Source organism: Clostridium sp. AF21-20LB (assembly GCF_003478795.1).
GTDB classification, from domain to species: domain Bacteria; phylum Bacillota; class Clostridia; order Lachnospirales; family Lachnospiraceae; genus Otoolea; species Otoolea fessa.
This window is the reverse complement of record NZ_QUGD01000029.1, coordinates 23,988-35,851: the sequence shown is the minus strand read 5'-3', so window position 1 is coordinate 35,851 and position 11,864 is coordinate 23,988. Positions and strand designations below refer to the sequence as shown.

Sequence of the window (11,864 nt, the reverse complement as noted above, 5' to 3'; positions counted from 1 at the left end):
CTTCTGGATACTCATACAAAGTGGATACTCATACAAAGTATATTGTCGCTCAATATATAACATGTCTTGTATTATAACGTATCATCACATATACAATCAATAACCAAATTAAAGTTTGAATAATCGTATTACTCAATTGTAAGGGTGTTTCTATATCTCTATTTATACCTTTTAAAATGAGTTCAAACGCCATTTCCGGTCTTATTAAAAGTAGAAATGAAATCGCTTCTAATACGCAAAGAATAACAAAACTTTTATTTCTTCTTCCCTGTGATTCCTTGCTTAGACTGAATGTTTCCTTATAGTGGTCATACAGCACATCCAATGTATCCATATTACCACCCTCTTATTGCACGTACAATATCATCATGATTAAAACTATAAACTCTTTTGGCACCGCAATTTTTCAATTCTTCTGGATACTCATACAAAGAGTTTAATTGCACTGCAATTATATGTTTTCCCAGTTCTTTTGCCTTTGCAACTTCAAAATTCTGCCAATTACGATAACCTATAAGTCCCCTGTCCTTATGTAATTTATTAGCTTCTTTTCCTACTATGACCACAACATGCGTTGCTTCATTAATTTTTCTGGATAATACTGCTTTAACCGTTGGTATATTCCAGCTCTGAATTTCACTCGGTGATTTATCATTACAAGTAAATTCAAAATTTGAATTTGCATTCCACATATTTAAAGTATATTTATAACTTCTGTCATTTTCAAAATCAAACGATACAAATATTTTAGGTTTTGCCATATCCATTCTCCCTTCTACCTTGGTCCCATAAACCTATCGCCATTCAGATGTATCATATGCTCCGGCATTTCAGCAATCCAAACTTCTGTTTCCCATGCGAGTTCTTCAGCAAATTTCTTATACGTCTTGAAATCCAGAAATGCTGTTACAAATATTTTTCCTGCCGTAACATCTTTTGTCATCTCCGTGATTTCCAATATACGTTTCGGATCCATCGGCCCTACAGACGTTACCGACTCAATAAAATAAATCCAGTTTTTATCCTCACGATATAGCACTACATCAGGCATCTTATCATGTAACGTAATTTCAAATCCCAGTTCTTTTAATTTTTCTACATTCTTTACCAGATCTTTTTCTATTGTATCGCCAACGTACAAGCACTCAGAATTTGGTGCAAATCTTGGTGCAAATTCCTCGATAATGGCTTTTTGCAGCTCATTATGCTTACCCGTAGAAAATTTAAAACTTTCACCATTTATATTTACCGGCATCATTGTCATCTTCTTTTTAGAAGCATACAAATCAATTAACTTTTCATGGTAACAAAGAAACCGCTTTATAGATTCTTTCCACGCTGGTGTTTCCATCGTTCTCAGTATTTTAATTGTTTCTTCCGTCAATCTGTAGCGATAGTTCGGACTGTTGGTTGCTTTTCCATTATCCTCTATCAAAGCTGCAGTACGAAATCTATGCAAAGCCTGTTTTCTAAATGTTTCTCTACTATTTTCCGCATAACTCATGCCATAAAATGTATTAACAACCTGAATAATATCATGAATACGAATCCATTCATTTGTTGCTTCACTCCATGACATATCCGGCTTTATCCCTGCCATAGCCAGTATCACATAGCAACATATATCCGCTTGCTGTGCTTTTGGCATACCAATTGTTTGCAGAAATTCTCTTGCTTCTTCTATTTTCTTATCCACAGTATCCCTCCAATATCAAATCACAATTTGTTTCTGAATAGTCCTTGCTCTTAAGCACTTTTCTGCCCATTTCCTGAATGTCCTCTAAATCCGGCACAGGCATTGCATTAATCTCTGTGGAATTAACCTGTGTAGATCCATTTAAAATACGATAATATTCATCATAAAGTGTAGAATTAAATAATACATATAACCCATACACCAGGCATTCTGACATTTCCGTTAATACACCGTCCACAAAATTAATTTTATTCTGTGTACTTATCTTTTGGTACTGCGGAAATCTTTTGGCTAAATATACTCCACACTGTAATCTTCGAGGTTCTTCCTTTGCTGTAAAGCGCTTTACAAATAGATAGTTTTTGTTATCCTGCATCAATCCCCTTTGTTCTGTCACTACATATTCATGTTCTTTCTGTATTGGAAATTCTACTTTTCCCTGTTTTATATGCTGCGAATAAAATAAAGGTATTGCTCCTTCTTCTTCCTCATCTCGAAGTATTTCCCGATTACGGAAATCTACGGTCAATCCAGTTTTCATTTTTACACCTATTGCTGGAAGCGTCTTATCAAACTTATGCAACTTCTTTAATACTTCCACTTCATTTTCATCTGTTACAAGATAGACATAATAGTCTGATCCTGCTACAACCAGATCATACGGAACCGTCAATGATGTCAACTCTCCAAAATCACTATTGGATTTCGATGATGTAATCGTAACTGTTTCTGGCTTTTCACTTGTCTTTTTTACTTTAATAATAATTGTTTCCTGTAACACACTTTCTTTGTCGAAAACCTTATTTCTGCTGACAAAAAGGTGAATATGTTCCAATTTCCCTTCTGTCAGAAAATATTCCCGGAAACGTTTAAAATACGCCCCTGATGTCCATGACCTCGGAATGATGTAAATCAGCTCTCCACTTTCACATAAATTAAATAATCCCATAGACGCAAAAATGAAATATAAGTTCGGTGCACCATAACATACCTCTGGCATCGCTGTTGCTTCTGGCGCATCTTTCGGAATTTTCATATACGGCGGATTTCCAATCACAAAATCATATTTCTTAGGCTCTGCATTTCCTCCCAACATATGATTAAAATCCAAATACTGGCTCAAAATATAATTATCTTCAACGATATTAACTGTAAGTTTTTTTCTTGTCTCTTCTTTACAATATTCCAGATTACGTTTCAACAATGGCAATACATTTTCATCGTTCTCATAGCAGGTAAGCTCAATCTCCTGAATAGAATCTATTGTTTCCATTCGCTCAATAAGAGCACATGATAATATACCTGAACCAGCCCCTGCATCAAGCACACTTACTCTGCCTGTTTTCTCATCCAACTTATATAATCCCGCCATAAAACGGGCAGTTTCCATACTGGTAAAGAACTGTCCGTATTTTTTACGTTCTTTTTTCGGCATATTCTCTATATATTCGTTTGTAAGTTCTATAATTTTTTCTAGCATATTCCACCTACCTACAAGCCTTCTATTTCTTGTTATTATACAATAACTTACTACCTTTTTCAACGCTCTTCAGGAAACATATGTTCTGTTTTTCTGTAAATTAAATCCATAAAGGGCAGCTAAAAAAGCCGCCCTACACTCTACGCATAAACAATCTTTTTTAACACAATCTCCTCCGCACAAGCCCGGATATTGTTCATTCTCCCCACCCATGCCATCTGATTCTGGTCTTAAATCCCCTCTTAACTTTCCGGCAATTCTTACCAGTCCAGTCATAATAGTGAAGGGACACATACCATGTTCCCCGCTGTTCGTCTTTGTACGCCGCCATAATCTCACTCCTTTCCTAATTCGCCTGTGCCATGCCATAAAATTTTTCTTCATAGTATTTTCTGCTCACTCGTCCGGCGATTGTGATAAAACCTTTTGCTTCCAGTTCTTCGTTCATCTGCCGCACCAGCTTATAAGCAAATGGTTTGGAAATGCCTAAGTCCTGCGCCACTTCTCCGGCTGTTACAAATAAATCATTTTTCAAATACACGTCCTCCTTTTGGATTTTTAACTTTTTTGTTAAGTCCTGTATTTTCAGTATACTTAACATTTCTGCTATTATCAATAGCTTTTTTGTTAAGTTTATCTTTTTTATTAAATTTAGCATTTCTGATAAGTTTTTGTTGCCGTATTATTTTAGGTATGCTACAATGTAGGAAACGGGATAACTATTTTCACAGGAGGGCTTTATGGAATACACGATACGAGAAATGACGGTAATGGAATATCCTCTATTGAATGAATTTCTATACGAAGCTATTTTTATTCCAGACGTTATAAAGCCGCCACCGAAAAATATTATCGCTTCTCCCGAATTACAAATTTATATTGACCGCTTCGGGGCATCAAAAGCTGATTTCGCATTAGTCGCAGAAGTTGAACAAAAAATCGTTGGTGCTGTCTGGGTACGCATTATACACGATTACGGACATATTGATGATGAAACGCCCTCTCTTGCCATCTCTCTATACAAAGAATACCGTGGACAGGGGATAGGAACCGATATGATGAAAGAAATGCTATCTTTGTTGAAAACACATGGTTATAAACGTGTTTCACTTTCTGTTCAAAAGGCTAATTATGCGGCTGAAATGTATCGAAAAATCGGTTTTGATATTGTACGGGAAAACGAAGAAGAATGGATTATGGTGTGTAATTTGTAATGTTTAAGGAAAGGACACAAAATTATGATACTGGGAGAGCGAATTAAGAGAATCCGCACATTTCGGGGATTAACACAACGAGAACTAGGATTGAAGCTGGGATATGAGGAGCGCAACGCTGATGTTCGTGTGGCACAATATGAATCCGGCTATCGTGTTCCCAAAAAAGATACTCTCATGGAAATTGCCAGGATTTTGAATGTCAACTATATCAATTTTATTATAGAAGCCCCCGGCTGCGCTGAGGACATTATGCAGACTTTTTTCTGGCTTGACGAGGACAACCGCAATACCTTTCATCTGTTTCAGCTTGTCCGCAATCCCGGCAAGTGCAACGTTTCTGATGATAAGTCTGTTCGCTATAATGATAGTGACGAATGGCCTGCTCATGCTCCTGTCGGTATGTGGATTGATTACGGCCTGGTAAATGAATTTCTACGTGAATGGTATCTGCGGAAAGAACAGCTAAAAGGCGGAGAAATTTCAGAAAACGAATATTTTGAATGGAAAATCAACTGGCCTGCCTCCAGTAGTAGTGTTGACTATGATAATATTGATAAATGCAACAATACTTATAAATGGAAAAACCATTAGAAAGGAGCTTTATGCCAAACGAATTAATTACTGCGAGTAGTCGCGAATTAGCCACCGAATTAACAGCCTATGATGAAAAAATGTTGAGTGTATTCGAATATTTAGGCTTACCCACAAACAATATTTTAGTAAAAGTGGATGAACGTCGTAGGGTTTTTAAAAATATAGAAGATGTATTAGAACCACTTTCATCTGAAACTCTGGAAACTTCCACCTATATCTCAAAGTTTTTATCTGCGGTAAGTGCTGGATTATTTGATGCTGCATTAAACTACCTATGGGATGAAACTGTAAGTCAGTTACGTTTTCGTGTCTCTCAATATGATATTCAGTATTTTTTTTGATTTAGCAGTAACATCAGATAAAAGAACTAAGCTATCTACAGAAGATGATTTAGTAAAAATTGATGATAGTGAACTTATTCAAGGTGCTAAAGAAATCGGTTTGATTTCTGATATTGGTTATCGTCTACTTGATAATATAAAATTCATGCGAAATTGGGCTAGCGCTGCTCATCCCAATCAGGTTGAATTAACGGGCTTACAACTAATTGATTGGCTAGAAACTTGTATTAAAGAAGTAATATCTCTCCCATTATCCAATTTAACTATCCAAATCGGAAAATTATTACGTAATATCAAGGCAAACACTTTAGATGAAGCAGAAGCTGAAACTATTAGCAATTTCTTTTGTGAATTAACTTCTGAAAAAGCCAATTCTCTTTGTAATGGCTTCTTTGGTATTTATTGTCGGATAGATACAACAAGCGATACCAAGAGGAATATTAAACTTTTATTGCCTAAACTATGGTATTTAGTAGATGAAGATGTAAAATGGAATTGTGGAATTAAATATAGCAAATTCCAAATTAATAATGATCAGACTGAAGCAAAACTAGCTAGAGAATTTTTACAAATAGTTAATGCAGAGTCATACCTGCCTGAGTCTATACGAAGTGCCGAATTAAAAATTGAATTGGAACATTTATATAATGCTCATAACGCTACTATAAACAACTTTTACTTAGAACCTCCATATGCAAAACAAGTACAACGACTAGTGGGGTCGCACGGAGTTCCAATCCAAATTAACGCTTATTATACTATGGTAATAATTGACGCATACTTAACAAACGGAAATGGTAAATGCTGGGGAGCAGAAGACATATATAACGAATTAATTGATAATTTTACTCAAGTTCAATTCATGCTCGCAATAACTTCATTCACACACGATAAAATTTCCAGCAAATTACAGTTCCCTTTATGTTTAAATCAGTACAAATCTCTACTTACTAAAGCTGAAAGCAATGTCACTGCACCCAAACTATTAGATTTTATTAGCACTGTTAGAAACTTTTCACAGCCTTTATACCGGTTAAAAGAGGATGCAAATATAATGCAACAAGTTGAACATCTCAAAAAAATAATCAAATAACATTTAGGTATCAAAAAGGTATCACGCCACACACTAAGAGCCGGAAAGTCCGCTATTTATGCGGCTTCCCGGCTCCCTGTTTACTATTCAAACTCAATCGTAGCCGGCGGTTTCCCCGTACAATCATACAGTACGCGGTTTACACCTTTTACCTCATTGACAATTCGGCTTGTGACTTTTCCAAGTACTTCCCACGGAAGTTCTGCGGATTCTGCGGTCATGAAGTCGGATGTGAGGACGGCACGAAGTGCGATGGCATAGTCATAGGTTCTGACATCGCCCATGCAGCCTACGGAACGCATATTGGTCAGGGCTGCGAAGTACTGACCGAGTGTGCGGTCGATACCTGCTTTTGCGATCTCCTCGCGGTAGATAGCGTCTGCATCCTGTACGATGCGTACCTTCTCTGCGGTTACCTCACCGATGATACGAACGCCAAGTCCCGGACCCGGGAACGGCTGACGGTATACCAGATTTTCCGGAATACCAAGCTCCAGACCGGCGCGGCGGACCTCATCTTTAAACAGCATACGCAGCGGCTCGATGATCTCCTTGAAATCTACGTGTTCCGGAAGTCCGCCTACGTTGTGGTGGGACTTGATAACAGCGGATTTTCCAAGACCGGACTCAATCACATCCGGGTAAATCGTACCCTGTACGAAGTAATCTACTTTGCCAATCTTCTTTGCTTCTTCCTCAAATACGCGGATGAACTCTTCGCCGATGATCTTACGCTTGCGCTCCGGATCGGTTACACCTGCCAGCTTGTCGTAGAAACGCTGCTGTGCATTGACACGGATGAAGTTCAGCTTGTACGGACCGTTCGGACCAAATACTGCCTCTACCTCGTCACCCTCGTTTTTACGAAGCAGACCGTGATCGACGAATACGCAGGTCAGCTGGTCGCCGATCGCTTTCGCCATCAGGACACCTGCTACGGAAGAGTCTACACCGCCGGACAGAGCCAGAAGGGCACGACCATTTCCTACTTTTTTACGGATTTCTTCGATGGATTTCTCTACGAACGCATCCATCTTCCAGTCACCTGCACAATGGCAGACACTGTATACGAAGTTATGCAGCATCTTGGAGCCTTCCTGTGTATGAAGTACCTCCGGATGTGCCTGGATGCCGTACCAGCCTTTTTCTTCATTTTCCATACCTGCAATCGGGCAGACCGGAGTATGGGCTGTCACACGGAAACCTTCCGGCATCTTGGAAATATAGTCGGTATGGCTCATCCAGCATATGGTCTTCGGGGATACACCCTCATACAGCTTAGATGTTGTGTCTACCTCTACCTCAGTCTTTCCGTATTCGCTGACCGGTGCTGTGGCAACCTCGCCACCTAACAGGTAGGACATCAGCTGTGCGCCATAGCAGATACCCAGTACCGGGATTCCCAGATCAAAGATTTCCTTTGAACATCTCGGAGATTCCTCCTTGTATACACTGTTCGGTCCGCCGGTGAAAATGATACCCTTCGGGTTCATCTCTTTGATTTTTTCCAGCGGCAGGGTGTAAGGATGAACCTCACAATATACGTTACACTCTCTTACTCTTCTGGCAATCAACTGATTGTACTGTCCGCCAAAGTCCAGTACAATGATCATCTCTTTCTCCACGAGTATTCCTCCTATAATTTTATGCTGCGATCCGTACTTCATCAACTTGTAGCTTCGAATCAACTTCCAGGATTTATGGTCACACGCTTGCACAACATGTGAACTGTAACAGTCATACTGCTGCCGCAGGTAATCACTCCGTTCCAGCCCCATCGCCGCCAATCGAAAAATAACCGGTCGCAATCTGTTCAGCAGCTATACCACGTTCTCTTCCTGTCAATTCCTGTAACTTTTATTATAAAATACCCGGCAATTAAAGACAAGCCATTTTTACGGTATTTTCAGGCACTTTTTCCAGAAAAATACTTTTCGATTCAATTCAAGTCGAACATCCGTGAGACTTGGCGCGTGATTCTGGTCAGCGAAGCATCGGCAAAATCCGCTACCAGTATGATATCGTACGGAATTTTCAGTGCAGAAAATTCCTATCCGCAAGTAAAAATGCATATTCTATGCAGAATCACTGCGCATCCTCGCGGAGCGTTTATCTCAATCGGAGACCTAACTCCCACTGAGACAAATTTGTTATTACTCGCACCTAAAGAGGTGGGGGCTTCTCAACTGAGAGCAAAGGACGAGAATTATTATACTATTTGCATTGTGCAGATATGCACACCCTGCGCTTTCATCTCGGTAATTGAATTGCCGAGGATTCCCGCTTATTGTCCTAAACATTTAAATATTTCTTCACATACTTCCCCGTATACGATCCCGGCGTCGCTGCCACTTCTTCCGGTGTTCCTTTCGCAATCACGGTTCCGCCGCCCTCTCCGCCTTCCGGTCCGATGTCGATCAGGTAGTCAGCAGTTTTGATGACATCCAGGTTATGCTCAATGACAACCACGGTATTTCCACCATCCGACAAACGTCTTAATATCTCAATCAGACGGTGTACATCGGCAAAATGAAGACCCGTAGTCGGTTCGTCCAGAATATAGATCGTCTTGCCGGTTCCACGCTTGCTCAACTCCGTCGCCAGCTTGATTCGCTGTGCCTCTCCACCGGACAGCTCGGTGGATGGCTGTCCCAGACGGATATAGGAAAGTCCTACATCGTAGAGTGTCGCAATCTTCCGGTGTATGGACGGCACATTTTCGAAGAATTTCATCGCCTCCTCGACCGTCATATTGAGGACATCATAGATGCTTTTCCCTTTATATTTGACCTCCAGCGTTTCCCGGTTATAGCGCTTGCCGCCGCAGACCTCACACGGCACATAGATATCCGGCAGGAAATGCATCTCGATCTTGATGATGCCGTCGCCGGAGCACGCCTCACAGCGCCCGCCTTTTTTATTGAAGCTGAAACGTCCTTTATTGTAGCCTTTTGCCTTGGCATCCGTAGATGCCGCAAACAGATCCCGGATCAGCTCAAATGCCCCCGTATAGGTTGCCGGATTGGAACGCGGCGTCCGCCCGATCGGAGACTGGTCGATCGCGATAATCTTATCGAGCTGCTCGACGCCCTCGATGGATTTATGTTTTCCCGGAATCGTGTGTGCTCGGTTCAGCTTCTTTGCCAGCGCTTTATAAAGAATCTCATTGACAAGTGAGCTCTTTCCCGAACCGGAAACGCCGGTGACGCAGGTCATCACGCCCAGCGGGAATTTGACGTCGATATTCTTAAGATTATTTTCCGCTGCGCCTTTTACCGTCAGCCAGCCAGCCGGTTTTCTCCGCTCGGACGGCACCGGAATCTGAATGCGCCCGCTCAAATATGCGCCGGTGATCGATTTTTCATTTTTCATAATCTCTTCCGCTGTGCCGATCGCCACGACCTCGCCGCCGTGTTCGCCTGCGCCCGGACCGATGTCCACGATACAGTCTGCCGCGCGCATCGTATCCTCGTCATGCTCAACCACCAGAACTGAATTTCCCAGATCCCGCAGGTGTTTCAGGGTATCCAGAAGCTTGTCGTTGTCCCGCTGGTGAAGTCCGATACTCGGCTCGTCCAGAATATATGCCACACCGACCAGACCGGAGCCGATCTGGGTTGCCAGGCGGATTCGCTGCGCCTCGCCGCCGGACAGCGTGCCAGTCGCACGCGACAGGGAAAGGTATTCCAGACCGACATTGATAAGGAAGCTGATCCTCGCCCGAATCTCTTTCAAAATCGGCGCACCAATCGCCTGCTGCATCGGCGTCAGCTCCAGCGCATCGATAAATTCGCGGAATTTGACGATCGACATATCGGTCGCCTCGAAAATATTTTTCCCACCAACCGTGACTGCCAGAGATTCCTTCTTTAATCGTTGCCCCTTGCAGGCTGGACACGGCGTGATCCGCATAAATGTCTCATATTCCGCCTTCATTGAATCAGAGAACGTCTCACGGTATTTGCGGTTCATGCTCTGAATCAGTCCCTCAAAGGCAATATCATAAATTCCCTCTCCACGCTGTCCACGGTAATACACCTTCACAACCTTGCCGCCGGTTCCGTAAATTAAAATATCATGGATCTCCTTCGGATAATCTTCAAACGGGGTATCCAGACTGAAATCGTATTCTTTTGCCAATGCATTTAAGATCGCGCCGGAAAAGCTCGTTTTGTCCGTGCAGGACTGCCATCCCATCGCCGTGATCGCACCTTGATTGATGCTCAGGCTCTTGTCTGGAATCATCAGATCCTCGTCAAACTCCATCTTATATCCCAGACCGAAGCAGTCCGGGCACGCACCAAATGGGTTGTTGAAAGAGAAGCTGCGCGGCTCGACCTCATCCACGCTGATACCGCAGTCCGGGCAAGAAAAATTCTGGCTGAACGTCAGGGTATCGTGCTTTTCTTCGCCGTTTTCATCCCGCACCGCCGTATCGGTCAGCATCAGACCATTGGAGAGACCCATGACCGTTTCAATCGAATCCGAGAGGCGTTTCTCAATCCCCGGCTTGACCACCAGGCGATCGACCACAATCTCAATATTGTGCTTGATATTTTTATCCAGCGTGATCTCCTCGGAAAGCTCGTATAAGCTGCCGTCTACCCGCACACGGACATAGCCGCTCTTCTTTGCCTGCTCCAGCACTTTCTCGTGGCGTCCTTTCCGCCCGCGCACGACCGGGGCAAGAAGCTGGATCTTTGTGCGCTCTGGCAGCGCCATGATCTGGTCAACCATCTGATCGACCGTCTGACGGCGGATCTCACGACCGCACTTCGGGCAATGCGGAATACCGATCCGTGCGTACAAAAGACGCATATAATCATAGATCTCCGTCACTGTACCGACCGTCGAACGCGGATTCCGGTTCGTCGATTTCTGGTCGATAGAGATCGCCGGGGACAAACCCTCGATGCTCTCGACATCCGGCTTTTCCATCTGACCTAAGAACTGACGCGCATAGGACGACAGGGACTCCATATACCGCCGCTGCCCTTCGGCATAGATCGTGTCAAATGCCAGAGATGATTTACCCGAACCAGAAAGTCCGGTCAGGACGACCAGCTCATTTCTCGGAATATCAATGGAAATGTTTTTCAGATTGTGCTCATTGGCACCTCGTATCTTTATATATTGCTTCGCCATATCTGTACCTCAATTATCATTGACTCTGCTCTGTTTTATCATGTCGCTGCTGACTTATTTTATAGTCATTATAGTCACAGTCTTCCCTGTAATTATGCTTAGTATAACACATTCCAAAAGTCTTTGCAAACATTTGTTCTGTTTGATAAAATTGAATCAGCTAAACATAGATATTCCTTGGGAGTAGAAGTCAAACTTTTCATCAATTCTAATACAAAAAGGGCACCTCCGCCCGACTCCAAACCTAGCATGGAGACCAGACAAAAATACCCTTTCGCCCTATTTCATTTTTTCACGC

The 11,864-nt window shown here is 42.3% G+C and carries 13 protein-coding genes; 4 read left to right on the top strand and 9 right to left on the bottom strand.

What is annotated here, in order from left to right; translation table 11 throughout:
* Positions 1-49: 49 nt before the first annotated feature.
* From DWX76_RS12140 to DWX76_RS12110, 7 genes are all read right to left on the bottom strand, one after another.
* Complete coding sequence (locus tag DWX76_RS12140; protein ID WP_118570776.1) at positions 50-334, bottom strand: hypothetical protein; 285 nt, start codon at positions 332-334, stop codon at positions 50-52.
* Between the two features lies 1 nt (position 335).
* Positions 336-761, bottom strand: coding sequence for a TIR domain-containing protein (locus DWX76_RS12135; RefSeq protein WP_118570775.1), 426 nt, complete (start codon positions 759-761; stop codon positions 336-338).
* A 14-nt stretch (positions 762-775) separates the two neighbouring features.
* Positions 776-1,696, bottom strand: coding sequence for a BsuBI/PstI family type II restriction endonuclease (locus DWX76_RS12130; protein WP_118570774.1), 921 nt, complete (start codon positions 1,694-1,696; stop codon positions 776-778).
* On the bottom strand, positions 1,689-3,176 hold the full coding sequence (locus DWX76_RS12125; RefSeq protein ID WP_118570773.1) for an Eco57I restriction-modification methylase domain-containing protein: 1,488 nt from the start codon (positions 3,174-3,176) through the stop codon (positions 1,689-1,691). The genes DWX76_RS12130 and DWX76_RS12125 overlap by 8 nt, the downstream gene beginning before the upstream one ends.
* Positions 3,177-3,316: 140 nt before the next feature.
* The gene (locus tag DWX76_RS12120) at positions 3,317-3,376 is read right to left on the bottom strand and encodes a hypothetical protein (protein WP_412694068.1); all 60 of its coding nucleotides are present in this window, start codon (positions 3,374-3,376) and stop codon (positions 3,317-3,319) included.
* Positions 3,373-3,507 (bottom strand): Arm DNA-binding domain-containing protein, encoded by a 135-nt coding sequence (locus DWX76_RS12115; protein ID WP_370823950.1) that lies wholly within the window; start codon positions 3,505-3,507, stop codon positions 3,373-3,375. Before DWX76_RS12115 ends, DWX76_RS12120 begins: the two co-directional genes overlap by 4 nt.
* 15 nt (positions 3,508-3,522) lie before the next feature.
* Positions 3,523-3,711, bottom strand: a complete 189-nt coding sequence (locus DWX76_RS12110) for a MarR family transcriptional regulator (protein WP_087306154.1) — start codon at positions 3,709-3,711, stop codon at positions 3,523-3,525.
* 205 nt (positions 3,712-3,916) lie between these two features.
* On the opposite strand from DWX76_RS12110, the gene DWX76_RS12105 reads away from it, so the two are divergent.
* The 4 genes from DWX76_RS12105 to DWX76_RS12090 are packed head-to-tail and all read left to right on the top strand — an operon-like array spanning position 3,917 to position 6,421.
* Complete coding sequence (locus DWX76_RS12105) at positions 3,917-4,390, top strand: GNAT family N-acetyltransferase (protein WP_118570772.1); 474 nt, start codon at positions 3,917-3,919, stop codon at positions 4,388-4,390.
* 24 nt (positions 4,391-4,414) lie between these two features.
* Positions 4,415-4,984 carry a helix-turn-helix domain-containing protein gene (locus DWX76_RS12100; RefSeq protein ID WP_118570771.1) on the top strand — a complete coding sequence of 190 codons (570 nt, stop codon included), beginning with the start codon at positions 4,415-4,417 and terminating at the stop codon, positions 4,982-4,984.
* Positions 4,985-4,995: 11 nt separating this feature from the next.
* Complete coding sequence (locus tag DWX76_RS12095; RefSeq protein WP_118570770.1) at positions 4,996-5,328, top strand: hypothetical protein; 333 nt, start codon at positions 4,996-4,998, stop codon at positions 5,326-5,328.
* Positions 5,306-6,421, top strand: a complete 1,116-nt coding sequence (locus tag DWX76_RS12090; RefSeq protein ID WP_118570769.1) for a hypothetical protein — start codon at positions 5,306-5,308, stop codon at positions 6,419-6,421. Before DWX76_RS12095 ends, DWX76_RS12090 begins: the two co-directional genes overlap by 23 nt.
* Before the next feature lie 83 nt (positions 6,422-6,504).
* Here the strand turns inward: DWX76_RS12090 and guaA are convergent, their stop codons facing one another.
* Both guaA and uvrA read right to left on the bottom strand, forming a co-directional pair.
* On the bottom strand, positions 6,505-8,046 hold the full coding sequence (gene guaA / locus DWX76_RS12085) for a glutamine-hydrolyzing GMP synthase (protein ID WP_117796206.1): 1,542 nt from the start codon (positions 8,044-8,046) through the stop codon (positions 6,505-6,507).
* 667 nt (positions 8,047-8,713) lie between these two features.
* Positions 8,714-11,566, bottom strand: a complete 2,853-nt coding sequence (gene uvrA, locus DWX76_RS12080) for an excinuclease ABC subunit UvrA (protein WP_118570768.1) — start codon at positions 11,564-11,566, stop codon at positions 8,714-8,716.
* Between the last annotated feature and the right edge of the window lie 298 nt (positions 11,567-11,864).